Source organism: Prochlorococcus sp. MIT 1303, from assembly GCF_001631965.1.
Taxonomy (GTDB): Bacteria; Cyanobacteriota; Cyanobacteriia; order PCC-6307; family Cyanobiaceae; genus Prochlorococcus; species Prochlorococcus marinus_D.
In genome coordinates, this window is sequence record NZ_LVHK01000044.1 from 182,620 (window position 1) to 202,119 (window position 19,500).

The 19,500-nt window shown below is 52.5% G+C and carries 20 protein-coding genes; 7 read left to right on the forward strand and 13 right to left on the reverse strand.

All coding sequences use genetic code 11. From position 1 onward, the window contains the following. Nucleotides 1–45: 45 nt before the first annotated feature. Nucleotides 46–1,113 (forward strand): 3-deoxy-7-phosphoheptulonate synthase, encoded by a 1,068-nt coding sequence (locus tag PMIT1303_RS10035; protein ID WP_063398594.1) that lies wholly within the window; start codon nt 46–48, stop codon nt 1,111–1,113. Nucleotides 1,114–1,120: 7 nt separating this feature from the next. On the opposite strand, the gene PMIT1303_RS10040 is transcribed toward PMIT1303_RS10035, so the two are convergent. From PMIT1303_RS10040 to PMIT1303_RS10055, 4 genes are all read right to left on the reverse strand, one after another. Further along, nucleotides 1,121–1,726 (reverse strand): diacylglycerol/polyprenol kinase family protein, encoded by a 606-nt coding sequence (locus PMIT1303_RS10040; RefSeq protein ID WP_231901444.1) that lies wholly within the window; start codon nt 1,724–1,726, stop codon nt 1,121–1,123. Nucleotides 1,727–1,782: 56 nt separating this feature from the next. Next, complete coding sequence (locus tag PMIT1303_RS10045; RefSeq protein WP_011827563.1) at nt 1,783–2,817, reverse strand: RpoD/SigA family RNA polymerase sigma factor; 1,035 nt, start codon at nt 2,815–2,817, stop codon at nt 1,783–1,785. Between the two features lie 208 nt (nt 2,818–3,025). Then, entirely contained in the window at nt 3,026–5,164 is a 2,139-nt protein-coding gene (gene ppk1 / locus PMIT1303_RS10050) for a polyphosphate kinase 1 (protein WP_063398596.1), read from the reverse strand. A gap of 42 nt (nt 5,165–5,206) precedes the next feature. Further along, nucleotides 5,207–6,514, reverse strand: coding sequence for an MFS transporter (locus PMIT1303_RS10055; protein WP_063398597.1), 1,308 nt, complete (start codon nt 6,512–6,514; stop codon nt 5,207–5,209). A gap of 21 nt (nt 6,515–6,535) precedes the next feature. Between PMIT1303_RS10055 and PMIT1303_RS10060 the strand changes: the two genes are divergently transcribed. Next, nucleotides 6,536–7,021 carry a GNAT family N-acetyltransferase gene (locus PMIT1303_RS10060; RefSeq protein WP_063398598.1) on the forward strand — a complete coding sequence of 162 codons (486 nt, stop codon included), beginning with the start codon at nt 6,536–6,538 and terminating at the stop codon, nt 7,019–7,021. Here the strand turns inward: PMIT1303_RS10060 and PMIT1303_RS10065 are convergent. The 5 genes from PMIT1303_RS10065 to PMIT1303_RS10085 all read right to left on the reverse strand — a co-directional run bounded on the left by PMIT1303_RS10065 (nt 7,014) and on the right by PMIT1303_RS10085 (nt 12,089). After that, complete coding sequence (locus tag PMIT1303_RS10065; RefSeq protein ID WP_063398599.1) at nt 7,014–8,120, reverse strand: anthranilate phosphoribosyltransferase family protein; 1,107 nt, start codon at nt 8,118–8,120, stop codon at nt 7,014–7,016. The two genes, PMIT1303_RS10060 and PMIT1303_RS10065, sit on opposite strands and share 8 nt — an antisense overlap. A gap of 457 nt (nt 8,121–8,577) precedes the next feature. Next, entirely contained in the window at nt 8,578–9,294 is a 717-nt protein-coding gene (locus PMIT1303_RS10070; RefSeq protein WP_063398600.1) for a hypothetical protein, read from the reverse strand. A gap of 12 nt (nt 9,295–9,306) precedes the next feature. After that, a complete protein-coding gene (locus PMIT1303_RS10075) occupies nt 9,307–10,197 on the reverse strand; it encodes a formate/nitrite transporter family protein (RefSeq protein WP_011131604.1) in 891 nt (296 codons plus the stop codon). Between the two features lie 67 nt (nt 10,198–10,264). After that, nucleotides 10,265–10,408 carry a hypothetical protein gene (locus PMIT1303_RS10080; RefSeq protein WP_063398601.1) on the reverse strand — a complete coding sequence of 48 codons (144 nt, stop codon included), beginning with the start codon at nt 10,406–10,408 and terminating at the stop codon, nt 10,265–10,267. Nucleotides 10,409–10,460: 52 nt separating this feature from the next. Beyond that, nucleotides 10,461–12,089 carry a ferredoxin--nitrite reductase gene (locus PMIT1303_RS10085; RefSeq protein WP_063398602.1) on the reverse strand — a complete coding sequence of 543 codons (1,629 nt, stop codon included), beginning with the start codon at nt 12,087–12,089 and terminating at the stop codon, nt 10,461–10,463. A 539-nt stretch (nt 12,090–12,628) separates the two neighbouring features. Between PMIT1303_RS10085 and PMIT1303_RS10090 the strand changes: the two genes are divergently transcribed. Continuing rightward, a complete protein-coding gene (locus PMIT1303_RS10090) occupies nt 12,629–13,414 on the forward strand; it encodes a CbiX/SirB N-terminal domain-containing protein (protein ID WP_231901446.1) in 786 nt (261 codons plus the stop codon). Then, nucleotides 13,411–14,196 carry a uroporphyrinogen-III C-methyltransferase gene (cobA, locus tag PMIT1303_RS10095; protein WP_063396581.1) on the forward strand — a complete coding sequence of 262 codons (786 nt, stop codon included), beginning with the start codon at nt 13,411–13,413 and terminating at the stop codon, nt 14,194–14,196. The genes PMIT1303_RS10090 and cobA overlap by 4 nt, the downstream gene beginning before the upstream one ends. Nucleotides 14,197–14,238: 42 nt before the next feature. Here the strand turns inward: cobA and ureC are convergent, their stop codons facing one another. Genes ureC through PMIT1303_RS10115 form a run of 4 tightly spaced genes read right to left on the reverse strand, consistent with a single transcriptional unit; the run spans nt 14,239 to nt 17,607 of the window. Then, entirely contained in the window at nt 14,239–15,963 is a 1,725-nt protein-coding gene (ureC, locus tag PMIT1303_RS10100) for an urease subunit alpha (protein ID WP_063398603.1), read from the reverse strand. Nucleotides 15,964–15,999: 36 nt separating this feature from the next. Next, entirely contained in the window at nt 16,000–16,317 is a 318-nt protein-coding gene (locus PMIT1303_RS10105; RefSeq protein ID WP_011131599.1) for an urease subunit beta, read from the reverse strand. A 9-nt stretch (nt 16,318–16,326) separates the two neighbouring features. After that, nucleotides 16,327–16,629 (reverse strand): urease subunit gamma, encoded by a 303-nt coding sequence (locus PMIT1303_RS10110; protein ID WP_011131598.1) that lies wholly within the window; start codon nt 16,627–16,629, stop codon nt 16,327–16,329. Nucleotides 16,630–16,647: 18 nt separating this feature from the next. Then, nucleotides 16,648–17,607, reverse strand: a complete 960-nt coding sequence (locus PMIT1303_RS10115; protein ID WP_063398952.1) for an urease accessory protein UreD — start codon at nt 17,605–17,607, stop codon at nt 16,648–16,650. Nucleotides 17,608–17,690: 83 nt separating this feature from the next. Here PMIT1303_RS10115 and ureE point away from each other — a divergent pair, with 83 nt between their 5' ends. From ureE to ureG, 3 genes are read left to right on the forward strand one after another with little or no spacing between them, the layout of a single operon-like run. Next, entirely contained in the window at nt 17,691–18,203 is a 513-nt protein-coding gene (gene ureE / locus PMIT1303_RS10120; protein ID WP_063398953.1) for an urease accessory protein UreE, read from the forward strand. Next, nucleotides 18,203–18,886: an urease accessory protein UreF gene (locus PMIT1303_RS10125; RefSeq protein ID WP_063398604.1), complete on the forward strand. Its 684-nt coding sequence runs from the start codon at nt 18,203–18,205 to the stop codon at nt 18,884–18,886. Before ureE ends, PMIT1303_RS10125 begins: the two co-directional genes overlap by 1 nt. Then, entirely contained in the window at nt 18,886–19,494 is a 609-nt protein-coding gene (gene ureG / locus PMIT1303_RS10130; protein WP_063398605.1) for an urease accessory protein UreG, read from the forward strand. Before PMIT1303_RS10125 ends, ureG begins: the two co-directional genes overlap by 1 nt. Nucleotides 19,495–19,500 lie beyond the last annotated feature (6 nt).

Genomic DNA, 19,500 nt, shown 5'->3' on the forward strand with positions numbered 1-19,500 from the left:
CACCTTGGTGGTTTCCTAGCCTGGGTTGTCATGAATTCTGGCGAAATGACCACCACCTCCGACTTGCATGTGGTGGATACCCGGCCTTTGGTGTCACCCGTCTTGCTTCATCAGGAGCTGCCCCTCGATGTAGTGGCTCTCAAAACCGTTGCAGATACTCGTAGGCGCATCCAGGCAATTCTGCGTGGTGAGGATCCCCGCTTGCTGGTGATTGTTGGCCCCTGCTCGGTTCATGACATTGCCTCTGCAAGGGACTATGCCCGTCAGTTGGAGCCATTGCGACAGCGATATGCCGCCCAGTTGGAGGTGGTTTTGCGGGTCTATTTCGAAAAACCTCGCACCACCGTTGGCTGGAAAGGTCTCATCAATGATCCCCATCTCGATGGTTCATATGACATCAACACTGGCTTGAGGCGTGCGCGGTCGTTGTTGCTCGATCTTGCCCGCGAGGGTATGCCCACGGCCACTGAATTGCTGGATCCGGTTGTTCCTCAATACATCGCTGATTTGATCAGTTGGACGGCGATTGGAGCCAGAACCACTGAGAGTCAGACCCATCGGGAGATGGCTTCTGGATTGTCAATGCCCGTTGGTTACAAAAACGGTACCGATGGCAGTGCCAAGATTGCTATCCATGCGATGCAGGCAGCATCTAGACCGCATCATTTTCTAGGGATCAATCGGCAGGGTCAGGCTTCGATTGTGCATACAACTGGAAACCCTGATGGCCATCTCGTGTTGCGGGGAGGTAATGGCTGCACCAATTACCATCCCGAAGCGGTGGAAGGGGTTGCAAAAGAATTAATGAAGGCTGGCTTGGCTGATCGGTTGATGGTGGATTGCAGCCATGACAATTCGAATAAAGATTTTCGGCGACAGTCAGAGGTGCTGCAGGCTGTTGCTACTCAGGTACGCCAAGGATCAACCCACCTCATGGGTGTGATGTTGGAAAGTCATCTTGTCGAGGGCAATCAGAAATTGCCTGAAGACCTCTCTACTCTTGTCTATGGTCAAAGCATTACGGATGCTTGTATCGATATAGAGACAACGGCAACTCTCCTTGAGGATTTGGCGGCTGCAGTGGCTTCAGTGACGTTGTCACCAATAACTTGAAGAGTTTTTAGATCGCTGTCATCCATGACCAGGCGACTGCGACTCCCATTGGCACAGTGAGGTTGTCGATACCCCAGCGACTTAGTTGCTCTAGTCCAACGGCAAGGCCTGTGACGGCGAAGATGCGTAGGGGATGGAAGTTAGCGTCAATGAGCAGGCTTAGAGTGAACAGAATGATTAGGGTTATCACAGCCATGGTAAGAGTGCCTGCGATTGATTTGCGTTGACCCCATATCAACCAATTGGGTGAGCGTACTTTGCGACCGATGAGGCCAGCTAACCCATCGCCGAAAGCCATCACAAGCACTCCGGAGCAGACCGCTGCAGCATTTTCTGGCCAGAAGAAAATCAGCAACAGGGTGATTGTTAGAGCGTATGCCACTGTGCCGTAGCTGTGTCGATTGACGTCTTCAATAGCTGGTAGTAAGCGCCAGCGGTGGTTGATGAGGATCACAATGGTAATGAGGATTGCCATTGGAATCGCCCAATCCGATGGGATCCCGAGCCACCAGGCTAAAGGGATCACTGGGCCAGTACCGATGTGAACGATCTTGCGACTTAGTTCTCGTTGGTTAGGCCAGCGGACCCTGCAAACCACAGCAGCTGAAAGCACAAAAGCTATCCAGCATGCAATGGCAACCAGAGAGTTGATATACCCCAAGACTTAACTCATGCAGCTTGTTGATGGTTGGTCATCATCCGTAGCTTGAGAATGGCTTTGGCCTCCAACTGTCGTACGCGTTCTCGTGAGACGCTGATTTGCCGACCGATTTCAGCGAGGGTCAGTGGTTCTTCACCATCTAGACCGAAGCGCAAGCGCAGGATTTTCTGTTCACGTTCATTGAGCTGAGATAGCCAACCTCCTAGGTGTTCCTTTTGGATGCTGCGATCTAGGCCTTCCATTGGTTCGGCCCCATTGGGGTCGGGTATCAGTTCACCTAGGGTGCTGCGGTCTTCTTCTCCGCGGGCATGGGCATCGAGGGATGCGCAAGGAGCGCTTTGAGCGATGAGATCCTCAAGGTCTTGGGGTTGAATGCCCATGGCATGGGCTAACTCCAATCGATTTGGTTGACGGCCGAAACGATGGGAAAGCTCTCTTGAGATGCGTCGCATCTTGGAGAGTTTTTCGCTGATGTGAATGGGTAGACGGATGGTGCGGGCGCTGTTGTCGATGGCCCTGGTCATCCCTTGACGAATCCACCAATAGGCGTAGGTGGAGAACTTATAACCCATGGCTGGATCGAACTTGTCGACAGCACGTTCGAGACCAATGGCTCCTTCTTGGACTAGGTCAAGGAGTTCAAGGCCCTGATTCTGATATTTTTTGGCAACGCTAACCACGAGCCGGAGGTTGGCTGACATCATGCGGTCACGGGCGCGTTTGCCCATGCGAATTTTGTGGCGTTGTCGTGGAGTGTGGTCTTGCTCTGGTAACTCCAGCAATTCCTTCATCGCTTGCACATGGTGTGCCAGCTCAATTTCCTCAGCTGCGGTCAGCAAAGGGACGCGTCCGATGCTGCTCAGGTAGAACCCGATCGCATCAGTACCCAAACGACCACCTTGGCGATTTTGGTTACGGGATGTCTGCCCGTTACGGCCAGCTCGATTCGCTTTTTCTGAAGGTTGCTTAGATGTAGACGGTAATACAACTTCTGACGAAGGCGTGAGTGAAGCACCCTTCGCAGATTCCAGAGGGATCCCCATCACCCTGGCCTCCTAAATTAGATTTGCGCGGAATGTAGCACTCACAGAGCTTAGAAACTTGGTTGAAGCAAAAAGTTTTTGTTAGCCCATGCGAGTGATCAGTTGATTGGTCGCTTCTAAGTAAAAAAACTGTTTTGCATGCTGATCATTCCTTTTTAGGTAGCAAAGAGCACTTTCTTACAGTTATGGTCTCGTGAGGCACGGAGTTTCACCCTGCAGGGATGCCTTGTTGCCAGAGGTTGATCAGCTGTTGCTGTGCACGATGTTCTTCACTATTGGGCTTGGGTTGGCGCTGTAAAAAGCTGCCATCGCTCTGCATATCCCAGGCTTCCCGGTTGTCGTTTAGGTAGAGGTTCAGCAGTCGCTCTAGGTGTTCCTTTTGCTCTGGTTCTTCAATTGGAGTAACGGCTTCCACGCGTCTGTCTAAGTTTCGAGGCATCAAGTCTGCGCTGCCGATATAAACCTCTGGGTTGTTGTCATTGGCAAACCAGAAGATACGGGAGTGTTCCAGGAACCTGCCGATGATGCTGATCACGCTGATGTTTTCGCTGAACCCTTTTCGCCCTGGGTAGAGACAGCACATACCGCGGATGATCAGTTCAATGCGAACTCCAACTTGGGAAGCTTCGTAGAGCAGGCTAATGATGGCTGGATCTACCAGAGCATTCATCTTGGCGCGGATGTGTCCGCCTCTACCTTCGCGGGCGTGTTCGATTTCGCGGAGGATCAGTGATTCCATCCCCTTGCGTAGGGTGACAGGCGCCACCAGAAGTCGACGGAATCTTTGTTGCTTTGAAAAGCCAGTGAGATAATTAAATAGTTCAACTAGATCTTGGCTGAGTTCCGGTCGTGCAGAGAGCAGGCCAAGGTCGGTGTAGAGACGTGATGTCTTCGAGTTGTAGTTACCTGTGCCGATGTGCACGTAGCTGCGTAGGCGCTCTTTTTCTTTGCGAACGACCAAGATGGTTTTTGTGTGTGTTTTTAGTCCTAAAACGCCATAGACAACGTGAACGCCCGATCGCTCTAGATGACGGGCCCATTGAATATTGTTGCCTTCATCGAAGCGTGCCTTGAGTTCAACCAGAGCCATGACCTGCTTACCGTGTTCGGCTGCACGGATCAGGGCCGCAATGATTGGGGAATCCTTGGATGTCCGATAGAGCGTGATCTTGATTCCCATGACGAGGGGATCGTCTGCTGCTTGATTGATGAATTCCTCTACAGAGGTCGCGAACAGTTCGTATGGGTGGTGAAGGAGAATGTCTTTGCGGCGAATCACCGAGAAGATGCTTTTGAATTCTTCTTCTTTGATTGATTCGTCTTCAAGCATTCTGCGCTGGCTTCGGGATAGAACTTTGGCGGTCAGGCCAATGTGGGGTTGGTCTTTGAGTTGCTCCAGGGGCAAACGCATGAGACCGAATAGATCATCGAGGCCTAGTAGTCCCTCGATGCGATAAAGGTCGTTTTCTTCAACAGCCATACCTTCAATCAGCATCTCAACGACTCTCTGGGGCATTTCGTTTGTCACTTCGAGTCTCACCACTTCTCCGCCCATCCGCCGCTTGTGAAGGCCCTGTTCCATGGCGCTCATGAGATCGTCGGCTTCTAGGTCCCTGAGTTCAAGGTCGGCATCGCGGGTGACTCGGAAGAAGTAGTGCTCTTCAATCTTCATTCCGGGGAAGAGCAATTTGAGGTTGAAGGCCACCACTTGCTCCAATGGAACTGCTGTGTGAACCGGCTTGGGATTGATGCCACTTAGATCAGGAGGTATCTCGACAAAACGAGGCATCGTTTTTTGTGGAATCTTGACCCGGGCGAATTGTTGTTGGCCTGTTTCCGGATCGAGGATCAGGGTCGCAATGTTGAGGCTGAGATTGCTAACGAAAGGGAAGGGATGGGCTTGATCCACGGCTAGTGGTGTCAGCACCGGGAAAATGGCTGTCTGGAAATAATTGTCAACCCAGAGGCGTTCTTTTTGATTGAGTTGCTCGTAGTCGAGTAGGTGAACACCTTGCTCGACTAGCTGGTTTTTGAGGTGTTTACGGTAGTGATCTTGTTGTTGCTCGATGAGAGGAACAAGGTGATCTCGGATCGTGAGGAGCTGCTGAATAGGGGTTAGACCATCTGCGCTGGTTTTGGTAATGCCGGCTTCCACTTGCGCTTTTAGGGAGGCCACGCGAACCATGAAGAATTCGTCGAGGTTGTTGCTGAAGATGGCACTGAACTTGGCTTGTTCCAGCAGCGGGGTGCGCGTATCCAGTGCCTGAGCAAGGACCCTTTCGTTGAAGGCGATCCAGCTGAGCTCGCGGTTGATGTAGTGCTCCGAAGCTACCGCTGGATTACTCATTGAAGGCCAGTTTGTTCATCCACTATCCAGGCAAAGTAGCAATCATGATTGTTTGATTGTTGTGTTCCTTGTGCTTGCAGGCAGGCCTCCTGCAACAAGGGCAATCACTCCCACTAGTACGAGGCTGGCCAGCCAGAAGGGACTGCGAGTGCCTATTTGGTCGTAGGCGAATCCTGCGGCGGCTGCACCAAGGAAGGTCCCTAGACTCTGAAGACCTTGAAGGCTACCGAGCACTGCCCCTTGGCCAGCGTTGTCGAGGCGTCTGGAGACAAGCGCTCTCAAGCATGGCACGACTAGACCTGTGCCAAGGGCTAGTACCGATACGGCAGTGAATACAACAGAAATCGAATTCTGCTGAGTGGCCATGGGCAATAGCAGACAGCCTGCAATGACGAAGCCAATGCCAGCAATGGTGAGCCGCCATTCGCCGAAGGATTTGACCAGTGGACCGATTAGCAGCCCTTGAACCACCATTGCGATCACGCCTACAACTGCAAAGGTCAGGCCTGCCAAACTGACTGTCCATGAGAAGGCTTGCTTCAGGTAAAGCACCAGCACAGCTGTGAAACCGTTGAATGCCATGAAGAACAGGAAGAAGGCGAAACAAAGGCGGCTTACTAGTGGATTGGCAAAGATCTGAGCTAGCTGGGTGATCGGGTTGAGTTGTCTTTTGCTTGGTAGGGAATTGCGAGCTGCTGGCGGGTGTGTTTCGGGAAGGATATAGATCACAAGGAGCAGGTTCGCGACTGCGAAGGCTGTGGCGGCTATACCGGGTAGAGCGATATTGACCTCTGCTAAGCGGCCACCGATATAAGGGCCCAAGATGAACCCGAGGCCGAATGCAACGCCAATAAGGCCGAATGCCTTTGCTCGGTTCTCAGGTGTTGAGATGTCGGCAAGCACTGCGGTGGCGCTACTTGCTGTGCCACCGCTAACGCCATCGATGATTCTTGCTGAGAAGAGAAGGATCAGGGGAACAATGCCGATCCAAGCGGCTGGAAGTATGTTCCAATCAATCCATATTGTGATAGCGAATAAGCCAAGGCCTACTACTGAGCCAGCAACGCAAGCGGTTAAAACTGGTTTGCGGCCAAAGCGATCACTGAGAGCGCCAATTAGGGGAGCCACGACGAATTGAGCCAATGCATAAGTACCTCCCAGTAGCCCCAGAATTGTGCCGCTGTCTGTGAAGCGTCCTGGGAGGTATGGAAGTAATGGCAGTAAGAGGGTTTCACCTAGGCGATCGTTCAACAGAGTGACAAAGGCACAGAGAAAGATGGGAATCTGTGGTCGGCGCAATTGGGAATGAGTCAGGATGAATGTCACGATCCCATAGAGACTTGACGCCATTGATCTAAATGGCAGGCTCTTGTGATTTGTCGCCGCTTAAGACCCCTTACAAAAACTGATCATTTTGTTGTCAGGGAGATTTATGCCGATGCGATTGAATCTCAAGGGGAAGGCTTGTATTCCCCTGCTCAGATCAGTGCTTGGGCAGCCTTGGCCTGGTTACCAGGAGTTCTGGATCGGCCACTGATCGAAGGACGAGGTTGGTTGAGTCTTGAGAACGACGAGGTTGAGGCTTTCGCTCTTCGTTATCCCTCTGACCGTTTGGCGTTGCTTTATTGCCGGGGCCGCTCTGCTCGTTGTGGCCATGCCACTGCGTTGCTTGAACAGGTAGAAGCTGAAGCCTTGCAGGAAGGCCAGCTAATCTTGGTGACGGAAGCCAGTTTGTGTAGTCACCCTTTGCTGTTGAAGTGGGGCTGGATTGAAATGGCTAAGGAAGTGATTCAGATCGGAGGTGTGAGTTTCGATCGTTATCGCATGGCGAAAAACCTACAGGCTCGCTTCAAATGATGGTCTCTCTCCAAGCAATGAGCTGCTCAAGCGTGGTTTGGGCTAAGCCTGATTGCAGACACTTTTCAGCATGAGCGATACCTTCATCGAGGTTGTCGGCAAGGCCCGCTAACCATAGGTAGGTACCAGCATTCCAGAGGAGGGGCTGGCTTAATGGCCCGCGATTGTGCAGAGCTTCCATTGCCTGCTCGCGCCACTCCGTAAGGTTGCTCCACTCAACGTCTTGGCTAAAGCAGCCGTGGTTACGGGGGTGGAGGATGAGTCGTTCTGGCTTGCCGTTTTGAACTCGGGATGTGATGCAAGTTCGACTTGTGGGAAGGTCTGTGCTTCCTTCGAGCCCTTTCACGGTCACGAGATTTGTTTCACCAGCTAGCTCAAGGGCTTTCCAGGCGCGGTCTTCGGTGGGTGGATGCACGAAGCCGCTGACGAGTAAATGCTGTCCTTGATGTGCTGTCCAAAGCAGCTCCAAACTGGCCACAGGCGGTCGCTTGCCGATGTCGTCGCGATAACTGATCAAGCTTTCGGCCAGTGGGAAGTGATCTGGCTGGTAGATCAGTGCCAGACCATGTTGTTGAAAGCCAGCTTCTAGGTTTGCTATTGATAGGTCTTGGAGTTGTAGCCCTAAGGCTTTGAATAACTCTTCTGTGGTGACGCCATATTTGATTGGCATACGCTGCCCCCCTTGCAAGACGACGGGTTGAGCAGCGTTGAGTAGGACCAGTGCTGTGAGCGGATAAATCGGGGCTGTTCGCTTGCGGCCGTCGAATGGCATCCCAAAGCAAATGGGTCGTTTCTGGCCATTGGCTGATTTCAGTTTGGGCCCAAGGACTCTGTATGTATCGAGCATGCCGGCGAGTTCCTGGGGCTCGGGTCGACGAATGCGATGGGCGATGAGGAAGGCGCCAATTTGAGCAGGGCTGGCTTGGGCTGTAAGGATGAGATGCAAGGCATCAGCTGATTCTTCACGGCTCATGCCACGACTGGTTTGCTCTCCACTTCCCACCTTCCTGAGGTGGGCTTTGAAGCGTTCACGGCCGGATAATTCGGGGCATGTGGTCACGATTGATTGCCGGAACTCATTGGATCTTTCCGTAGTCATGTAGCTGGGTGGAGTAGCGATTAAGATATCCTTGTGACACGTCTGCTTGGCACAGGCCTAATTGGCTCAGTTGGGCTTTAGGAATCACTTCAACGATAAAGCGAGGCTGTTTGCATTTCAGCGTAGTTATGTCCTTTAAGTGCAAGGTTCGAATCTCCAAAGTTTTTTGCGCTGGGGTATTGATCAACGTCGAGACTAGTTTTATGCTATTTTTTCATTTGATTACCGGGTTTTTGATTGCAAGGATTCGGAATGCATCTTGCATGGAAGATTCATCTAAGAGTAAGAGTGCTTTTTGTGGCACCGTAGTTCTGCTTTTCTGTGGTTGATTGGTGTCAATGAAGTGAATCATTAGATGCGATTGCTTTTGCTTGGATTGAAGTTTTCCTTTGTTGCCATCATCCTCTTTTTGATTAAATAACCCATATTGGCGTATCCGTTGGCTATGGATTCAGGATCATGATCTGTATTGCTGAGCAAGTTGTTTTTTGGCTAGGTCTCGATGGAGATCAGTTGGCAGACTTTGGCTGAGCTTGAACAGGTTTGATTGACTGCTGGATGTGCCGATGCAGCCCAGGGCTAGTAATGCTGCTCGTGTTGTCGCTTCGGAACCTTTTCTTGCTACTTCGGCAATGCGGTTGCTGATGTCGACACCATCGCGTCGTTGCAGAATTCGAATGGTGCTTAACACCACCGGATCGCGTATGTCGTTGAGGAGGTCGTCAAGGAGGTTCAGCAGCTCGTCATCGCTGAGTTGGTATGCCTTGAAGTTCAACAACTCCAGACCAGCCATGCGCATTGCTTGGGAAGGTTCTCTGAAAATCCTTTTTATAAGCAAAATTGGCACTATGGCTCCCCAGCAGGCCATTGCTTGTAGTACCTCGAGCTCCAGTTCTTCTCTATCACCAAGTTGTTGGATGAGCCAGTCTCGAGCCTCAGGTTGATGGCAGAGGCCAGCTGCATGGATGAGCTCGGACTGCTTACCATGTTGCTTAAGCAGGGTTTTTAATATTCCCCAGCCATCATCACCAAGTAAGCCCAGTCTTTCCGCTAAGGCTTTACGTAGATCAGCAGACTGGCTGGGGCAGTAAACATTCCCCAGCCAGTCTGCTTCTAGAGGAGCCTTACCTACTTTATTGAGACGTTCCCAGAGAACGGCTTCATCGAAGCTCATGAATGTTCTAGATCAGCGTGCGCCTAGTTCGGCGGCGAGTTCACGTTCCAGCTTCTCATCGTGAACCGTAGGCAGTACGTTGCTCATTTGGGTGCGATGGGTGCTGTAGAAGAGCATGCCGATAAACACCATCCCGCCAATGATGTTGCCGAGGGTGACTGGAATGAAGTTCCAAACGATTACCTGGCCAAAGGAAACGCCTGAACCAAGCATGGGTCCGGCGGTGTGTAGGAACATGTTCACCACGATGTGCTCCATTCCCATGGTTTGGAATGCTGTGATCGGCAGCCAGCAGGCCAGGATCTTTCCTGGAACGCTCTTGCTTACCAAGGCCATCGTGACCCCAAGACAAACTAGCCAGTTGGCAATCATGCCGCGTAGGAACGCGAGGAAGAAACCAGTGCTGCCTAGGTCTTGATATTTGGCCACGACATTGGCCTTATTGAGTGCCATGATCTTGGCGGCAATCACGGCCCAACCTTTGCCCCCATCGGCTGCCGCAAGTGGCTCAACGGTGCCTGCGCTGGTAAGGCTTGTGGCGAGTAATAGAGCCACCAATGCACAGCCGATGAAATTGCCAATCCAAACCCATATCCAGTTGCGGAAGGTTGCTTGCCATGTGCTTTTCCCAGCCCAGGTTGCCATTGGCAATAAGGCGAAGTTGCCTGTGACGAGCTCCATGCCGAAGAGCACGATGCTGGCAAACCCAAAGGGGAAGAGAACGGAGCCTAGAAATGGCATTCCAGACTGGACTCCTACGGTGATGGCTAAGCAGGTGGCTAGGCCAAGAATCGCTCCTGAATAGAAACCACGTACCAGCAGATTTTTAATACTGACACTGGATTTTTTTCCGCCGGCAGTAATCATGCCGTCGACGAGTTCATTGGGCAGGACGTAGTCCATTTGGGATGTGTTCACATCCATGGCAGTTCTCGTTGGGGTGGAGTGTTGAAGGAAGGAATTGAGGGTTTCAGCCGCTGATTCGGTTCATCAGGCGTGAGAAGACATCTCGGCCACCTTCTTTTTGATTGATTGCAGGCTTGTCGCTACCGCTGTTGCTTAACCAGTTGACAAAGCGAGAGAAAAGATCACGTGCTTGGGAAGTCGATTGCATGGTGGGGCTTGATAGGTGATTGATTTAAGAACGGTGGTTTAGCGATCGCAGCTCAAGGGGATGGGCTGCTGTTTTCGCCTAAATTGCTGAACCAGTTCATGAAGTTGGAGAAAGGGTCGCTGTTCTGCTTCGGTTGGCTACGAGGTTGAGCACCGAAGCGTTCGATCAGTAATTCCCGCAGTACGTCTTTCAGTTCGCTGCCAGGAATGCCTTTGCGATGCAGTGTCCCGATTCGGGCATCCGGCCCTTGCCGGCCTTCAAGGCTGAGGTCATAGGCCTCAACCATGCCTTGGCCCCCGTTCGGTGCACGGGCTTTGGTTCCTGTGAGGCCGATTGCGCCCATGTAGGCCTGGCCACAGCTGTTGGGACAGCCAGTCCAATGGACTTTTATTTCCTCAGGGAGGATGAGTTCTGCATCCAGTTCATGGGCCATTGCCATGGCCTGATCTTTGGTGTTTGTAAGGGCGAAGCTGCAGTACGTATTTCCTGTGCAGGAGACAGTGCCGGCGGCAAAGGAACCGGGTTCAAGTGGAAAACGCTGTAGCAGTGGATCAGCTTGAAATTTGTCGAGGTTGGTATTTGATAGCCCCACCAAAATGATGTTCTGGTCTTCAGTAAGACGAATTTCACCACTGCCATAGTTAAGACTGGCGCTAGCAAGATCCTGAAGATCTTCTGCGCTTAATCGTCCAACGGGTACATGCATGCCGGCGTAGTGAAGTCCTGTTTGTTTCTGAGGGTGGATTCCGTAAAAAGAGCGAGGCTTGTCGTCAAATACAGAACCGGGATCAGGAGTTAGCGGTCCAAATTTTTCCGCCACCATGGTGCGAAACGCTTCGATGCCCACGCTGTCGAGGTACATGCGAAACCTGCCCTTAGGGCGATTGTTACGCTCACCGTTATCTCGCCATAGCGTTAGAATAGTGCCGGTGAGCCGACAGATTTCATTCGGTTTAACCCAGGCATTTAAAGGCAGCGCATAGTCATTCATCTGCGAGGAGAGGATCCCTCCGAGCCAGACGCCGAAACCCATCACCCCATCGTGTTCCACTGGATGGAAGATGATGTCGTTATGGAGCAGGAAATTATCGCGGGCCCCTGCAACTGCCGTATTCCATTTGCGGGGAAGGTTGGAGAATTCATGGTTTCCTTTTCCTTGATTCGTGAGGAAATTTTGTAGTTCAGTTGTGTATGGGCGAGTATCAACAATTTCAAGAGGGTCAATCCCAGCCAGTGGATTTCCTGTGACATTGCGTGGGTTATCAAAACCTGATTGGATTGTGTTGAGACCTGCCTCTTCAAGACGTCTGAGGATTTCGGGAAGATCACTCAGTAAAACACCACGAAGCTGTAGGTTTTGGCGTGTTGTGATGTCGCAACTGCCGTCTTCTCCGTAGCGACCCACGATTGAGGCCACTACTTTTATTTGGTGGCTATTGAGAACACCATTGGGTACCCTTAGCCGTAGCATGAACTTGCCAGGAGTTTTGGGTCGCCAGAACATTCCATACCATTTCAGGCGCAGTTCGAGGTCTGTTTTATCGACCTGTTCCCAACCAACCTGAGCAAAGGTTTCAAGTTCATCACCAACATCTAAGCCATCTTTAAAAGCTTTGTTTTGCTCAATTTTGTTGAGCTTCTTTCCTTGGAGAAATTGTTTAGCAGGAGAGCTAATAACCATGACATTTTGTTGAAATTAAACTTGAAAAGAAGTGATCATGTTTTTTAAACTTTATTTGCTTATTCGATGCCCATGGTTTTTAGACTCTGCCATTATTGAAGTAAGGGTAAGTTGCGAATGGAGTCATTAAGCCTGATGGAAGAGGGTATTGGCGGTATCAGATTGAACAAAAGTGAGCATTTGTGTGAAATTCAAGATTTGGTGTCTTTGTATACATTCTGAGCCCGGCTGATTTGACTGAGCCAGGGGTGTTGAGGATTCAGGTCACGCTGCGAATGGAGTCATTAAGCCTGATGGAAGAGGGTATTGGCGGTATCAGATTGAACAAAACTGAGCATTTGTGTGAAATTCAAGATTTGGTGTTTATCGATACATCTAGGTGCACAAGTTTCCTTCTTTATGGTTGCTGTGTATAAATTTTAAGTGATTTCAGTATTGGCGGCCTATCTCTCCCAGCCAACGGATTGTGCCTTGTCTGAGCATTTTCCACACACGGTTCATGGCAGCTAAATCCCTTTCGAAGTCACTGTTAAAGCGTTTTGAGCGGGTTGCACCCTGTCTGCCTTGGCGACCACTCGTCCTCAACCGAGTTTGCGACTGTGTTCGATAGCGACGGGATGCCATGGTTGCAGTTGACTATTAAGACTGGAATGACTTCACCAGTTTCGGATGTCTTAGATCCGTGGCCGTTGTTACGAAAGCATGAGCAGGTTGGTTGTAAGCGCGCTTTGCGTTTGATCGTGCATGGCCGTGCTGGTGGGTATGTTCCTTCTTGTGTGCGTTCTTTTGCTCTGCAGGTCGCGCAACGTCGAGGCACACCTGTGCTGGTAGAGGCCTTAACGGCTACTGATCGCCATGAGCAGAGTGCAGATCCTATTTGGCTGGTTCCTTTGTTGTTGCTGCCTGGTTCTCATGTTCGAGAGGATGTGCCGTTGATTCGTCAGCGACTTCAGCAACAGGGTGTGAACACCAGGTTGGTGCCTTTCTTGGGTGCCTGGCCCTCTTGGTGGCGATTGTTACAGCAGTGGGTGCAGCGTCAGGATTGTCGTGATGGCTCTCTTGTTTTGGTTCACCATCCCCTTCGCCAGGGTGTTGCTCATCGCTATTTAAGTTTGCTGCAGCAGCGGCTGGCGTTGCCCATGCTTTCCTGGGACGACTGGCATGCTGATGTCGCTTCAGCGAAGGAGGCATCCACGCCTCTTTTTCTTGCCTTGGCGCCAATCCAGATTACGCAGACGCTGCGCGATTCTGGGGTGATGACTTCCCTACTTGAGATTGAGTTATTTCGATTGGGTTTGATTGATTTGCTGGCTGCATTGCCATGAGCTCTTTGGACTTTGGCACTGTGTATTTGGTGGGTGCAGGCCCTGGTGATCCTGATTTGCTCACACTGAAGGCTTATCGTCTGCTTCGCCAGTGCGGAGCCTTGGTTCACGATGCTCTGGTGCCTAAGGAAGTACTCGAGTTAGTACCCGAGTCTTGTGAACGGCATTTTGTTGGTAAACGTCGAGAACGTCATTGGGTCCCACAGTCCAAGACAAATGAGTTGCTTGTTGAATTGGCTCAGCGTCATTCCTGTGTAGTACGCCTAAAAGGTGGTGATCCTTTTCTGTTTGGGCGGGGTGGTGAGGAGGCCGCCTATTTGCAGAGTCATGGGGTATCGGTGGAGGTGGTCCCTGGGATTACAGCGGGGATGGCTGCGCCGGCCTATGTGGGTATTCCTCTGACCCATCGTTGTGGTGGTAGTTCTGTCACCTTTGTGACAGGTCACGAGAAGATCGACAAACAGCGCCCTTCTGTGAATTGGAAGGATCTTGCTAGCGCAAGTGACAGCCTGGTGATTTATATGGGTTTGCATAACCTTGCTTATATCGTCGAAGAGTTGATTGCCGGTGGACTCGATCCAGCTACGTCCGCAGCAATCATTCAACAGGGCACTGTCGTAGGTCAGCGCTACCTCAAAGCTCCCTTGGAACAGTTGGTTCAAAGGGTGCAGAGCGAAGGGTTTGCAGCTCCGTCGATTGTGATTGTGGGTGCAGTAGTTGATGAACAGGTGGCAGCGTGTGCTCCTCAGCCGGCTGAGGTTGTGATGCCGATTAAGTCTTGATCTATGACTTAGCAAACTAAAGGTAGATGTTGAATTTAGCGTTTAGATTAGGAGATATCGCTGGGCCATTGGTAGTTCTTCTGCGGGGTCGCATGTGAGTAAATCGCCGTCGGCGAACACCTCGTAAGTTTGTGGATCTACCTCTACTTTTGGTAGTGAATTGTTGTTGTGCATTTCTGCTTTGCCGATCGTGCGGGTGTTCAGAACGGGAATGCAGGCACGTTGCAGCCCCAGCTTGTTGGGAAGATCTGTTTCGATGGCCGCTTGGCTCAGGAAGGTGAGGCAGCTGGGGGCAAGGGCTTTGCCGAATGCTGCAAACATTGGTCTGCCATGGACTGGTCCAGGTGTTGGAATCGAGGCATTAGCATCGCCCATTTGCGCCCAGATGATTGACCCGCCCTTGATGACAAGTTCTGGCCGCACGCCGAAGAAGCCTGGCTTCCAGAGCACCAAGTCTGCCAGTTTGCCTACCTCTACTGAGCCAACATGGTTGTCAATGCCGTGGGCAATGGCGGGGTTGATCGTTACTTTGGCGATGTAGCGCTTTAGGCGGTTGTTGTCGTTACGAGTGCCACGTGGATTGGCAGCATCTTCTGGCAGAGGGCCTCTCTGAACTTTCATCTTGTGAGCGGTCTGGAATGTTCTGCTAATCACCTCTCCGACTCGTCCCATCGCTTGGGAATCACTGGCAATGATGCTGAAGGCACCGAGGTCGTGGAGAATATCTTCCGCGGCGATCGTTTCGCGACGGATGCGCGATTCGGCAAAGGCCACATCTTCAGGAATCGCTGGATCTAGGTGGTGGCAAACCATGAGCATGTCGAGGTGCTCTTCCAGGGTGTTGCGGGTGTAAGGCCGGGTTGGATTTGTGGAGCTGGGCAGCACGTTGCTTTCACCACAGATACGGATGATGTCTGGTGCATGGCCTCCACCGGCCCCTTCGGTATGGAAGGTGTGGATGGTGCGTCCGCCGATGGCTCGGATTGTGTCTTCTACAAAACCTGCTTCATTGAGCGTGTCTGTGTGGATGCAGACCTGGACATCAAAGCGATCGGCTACCGAAAGACAGCAGTCAATAGCTGCTGGAGTGGTACCCCAGTCTTCGTGGAGTTTGAGGCCGCAGGCACCGGCTAGTACTTGCTCCTCGATAGCTTCAGCTGTACTGGCATTGCCTTTACCAAAGAAGCCAAGATTCATCGGCAAGCCTTCGGCTGCTTGCAGCATGCGGCTGATATGAAAGGCGCCAGGTGTACAGGTAGTGGCATTGGTGCCTGTTGCCGGACCTGTACCACCACCGAGCATGGTGGTAACGCCGCTAGCTAGGGCAGTCTCGATTTGCTGTGGGCAAATGAAATGGATGTGGCTATCGATGGCGCCGGCGGTCACGATGTGACCCTCTCCAGCAATGGCTTCAGTGCCTGGGCCGATCACAATGTCAATCCCGTCAGTGATGTCGGGATTGCCAGCCTTGCCGATGGCAACGATCCGTCCGTCTCGTAGGCCGATATCTGCTTTGACGATCCCCCACCAGTCGAGGATCAGGGCATTGGTGATCACGGTGTCAACAGCACCATTGGCGCGGGATTGCTGGGATTGCCCCATGCCGTCGCGGATCACTTTCCCTCCACCGAATTTGACTTCTTCGCCGTAGGTGGTGAAATCGCGTTCCACCTCCAGGATCAACTCGGTGTCTGCTAGGCGTATGCGGTCACCTGTGGTGGGGCCGTAGGTTTCGGCGTAGGCCTGGCGATCCATCCGGTAGGCCATAGCAATGCAGCGAAAGGGACGAGGTGTAGAAGCAGTTCAGTCGAGGGGTCCGTTGACCAGACCGTTGAAACCAAAAACCTTGCGGTGACCAGCAAGGGCAACCAGGCGCACGTCACGTTCGTCGCCGGGTTCGAAGCGGATCGCTGTTCCAGCAGGGATGTCCAATCGGTGCCCCCGTGCAGCATCACGATCGAAGTGCAGAGCTGTATTGGTCTCGAAAAAGTGAAAGTGGGAGCCAACTTGGATCGGTCGATCGCCACTATTGGCCACGCGCAGGGTGAGGGTTGGCCGGTTGCTGTTGAGTTCAAGCGTGCCCGGTTCAGGAATCAGTTCACCGGGGATTAGCGGAGGCATGGGGATTTTTTAGCGGATGGGGTCGTGGAGGGTGACCAATTTGGTGCCGTCCTTAAAGACGGCTTCGATTTGCACCTCCGGGATCAGTTCGGGAACACCATCCATCACCTGATCGCGACGCAGCCAAGTGCTGCCTTCGGCCATCAGCTCCGCGACGGATTGGCCGTCACGAGCGCCTTCGATGACAAGGAAGCTGAGCCAGGCCACGGCTTCGGGGTGGTTGAGCCGCAGGCCGCGGTTGAGGCGTCGTTCTGCAAGCAGGGCAGCGGTGACGATCAGGAGTTTGTCTTTTTCCTGGGGGCTGAGGTGCATGGAAGCCAGGATTTCATTTCAGTGTGGCGAGGCAGAAGGCGATTGATGGTCCTTTGTGAACCTTTCGTTTGAGAACGTTCCCTCTTCTTGCAGGGGCCATTCTCGTGGAGGTTGAGGAGTGCTTAGCCGCCGTAGCTGGCGTGTGCGGGCCCAGAGGCGGGAAAACCATTGGCGCGCGGCTTGGCTTGATGGCCCTATATATCGGGCCACTAAGCCTTGATCGAGACCACCACAAGCCATCGAACCTTCTAGGTTTGCGCGATCTGTTCGACAGTTCCGCAGAAGTATCTCCATCACGTCGGCAGTCAGAGGATTCGGTGCGGCCCAAACAAAAGATCCGAACACGGGCTGTGTCCCCATGCCGTGCAAACTCTGCAGCACTTCGCTGTTGAGCTCGAGTTGATCGACTAGTTCCCATTGACGACCAATCGGGGTTTGTCGGCAGATCTCCAGGCTTGACCTCCAGGCGCCTTCGTTCAGTGTTTCTCCAGCAGCTGTGCGACCTAGGCGCACCACTTCGGCGCAGAGAAAACTGGCTTTTGGTTGCAGTTCGACTTGCATCCGTTGCTTGTAGAGGCCTCCTTGAAAAACCACGAGCTCTTGGGGTAACCATTCCAGGTCAGCATTGGTTTCTAGTTCGAAGTGACACTCTTGACTTGCCCAGCGGCCTTTGGGGTGTTGTTTGGAGCGGCCTACGGAGCCATAGACCTTCTGGGCAGCCACACTTGTGACCAGGCCGCGGCTGTCTGCTCCAGCTTTGACATTCACACTGAGCTGATCTCCTCCGACCAAACCCCCTGCGGTGTGAAGTAAGGGCAGTTGACAGCGGCCGTCGTGATCAAGATTGGCACGCTGAATCTTGAATGGAGCCGTGCATTGGCTCTGATGCACGGTGAGCCGGGATTGAAGATCGTCTGTCGCAGTTTTGCTGATCAGTTGCAGGGAACATTGGCCGTGCCAGGGTTTATCGCCAGTCATCGGAGCACGCTGTGATCGAGCACGGTTTAACTCTTTAGCAACACTCACGGATGGAGCAGTTGCCGTTTGGCAGGCTTATGGTCATGAGCTTGGTCGATTTTCCTTCTCTCGATACTGTTCCGGTGCTCACCCGCAGGCTTGATGCTGTTGGGGTTGAGGCTTGTATGGAATTGCCTCTTACTGCTGAAGAACGCACACGTTTGCGAGGGCTGCGATGCACGGCTTGTGGTCAGTCCGTCTTATTGCAATTGCCGCGGCAGGGCCCATTGCAGCCTGGAGAAAGTTTGGCTGCGGCGGAAGGTCCTGTTTTGGTGAGGGTGGTCGCTGCTCCTGAGAAACTTTTGGTGGTTAGGGCTCCTTCAGAACTGGCTTTGCTTGAGGCGGCTTATCACTTGGGTAATCGTCACGTGGCACTAGAGCTACGCACGCAGCAGCTGCGTTTGCTAGATGATCCTGTCTTAGCCGATCTGCTGCGGGTGCGTGGCTTGGCTCTGGAGTCTGTGATGGAGCCTTTTTATCCGGAGCCTGGGGCCTATCAAGGCGTCCATAGCCATGATCACCAGACCATTGATGGGCAGCAACAACGTCATCACTGATGAGCAATCTCGCTTTGCTTCAGCTTGTTAGCCCGGCTTTGCCGGTGGGTGCGTTCAGTTATTCGGAGGGTTTGGAACTGCTGGTGCAGCGAGATCAGCTTCAGGATGGAGCAACTTTGGCACGTTGGTTGGAGGCGGAGCTCAGTCGCGGGCAGGTCATGATCGAAGCTGCTGCTTTGCGCCCGCTGCGTCATTCCCTCAGCCAATGGAAGGTGAGTGCTGAGCAGGGCAAAGTTGACCATGGCACTGACGTGCGCGATTGGGCTCAATGGTTGATTGCACTGCGAGATGCGGCTGAAGTAAGAGCGCAGCAACAGCAGATGGGTCGCTCTCTTTTGCAGTTATTAGCTGACCTGGGTCATCCTCTCCCTGATGGAGGAGTGGATTTTGGTTGGCCAGTGGCGTGGGCTTGGGCTGGTTTGTCTTGGGAGATAACGCCTTTGGAGGTTGTGAAGGGTTACTTGTTTGGCTGGGTGGCTAATCAGCTCAGTGCGGCCGTGCGTCTTGTTCCGCTGGGGCCAACTGAGGCACAACGGTTGCAGCGTCAGCTTCAGCCGCTGATTGAAATGCAGGCCAGTAGCTTGCTTGATGTGGATCCAAAGCAGCTTTGGTGCGGAGGAGTGGGTTCTGCTATTGCACAGCTCTCCCATGCTGAGCTGTATTCCCGATTATTCCGGAGCTGATGAGTAGCAAACTGCGTTTAGGTGTGGCTGGCCCGGTGGGTTCGGGTAAGACAGCACTAGTGGAGGCAATGTGTCGCCGTCTACGAGATCAGTTGCAATTGGCAGTTGTCACCAATGACATCTATACCCAGGAAGATGCAGAGTTCTTGACGCGTGTTGGAGCTCTTGAGCCAGAGCGTATTCGCGGAGTGGAAACAGGCGGTTGTCCTCATACTGCTATTCGTGAGGATTGTTCGATTAATCGCGCGGCCGTAGAAGATCTGGAGCGAAATTTTCCAGATCTTGATGTTGTGCTTGTGGAGAGTGGTGGCGATAATCTTGCCGCCAGCTTCAGTCCAGAATTGGTGGACCTTTGCATTTATGTGATTGATGTGGCGGCTGGCGACAAGATCCCTCGCAAGGGTGGCCCTGGGATTACACGCTCGGATTTATTGGTGATCAACAAGATTGATCTCGCTGTCCATGTCGGGGCCGATTTGGAAGTGATGAAGCGCGATACGACGCGGATGCGGGGAGAGCGCCCTTGGTGCTTCACCAACTTGCGGAGCGGCGATGGCTTGGAGAGCGTGCTGCAATTTTTGTTGCAACAGCTACCAAATCGCCCTTAGCAATGA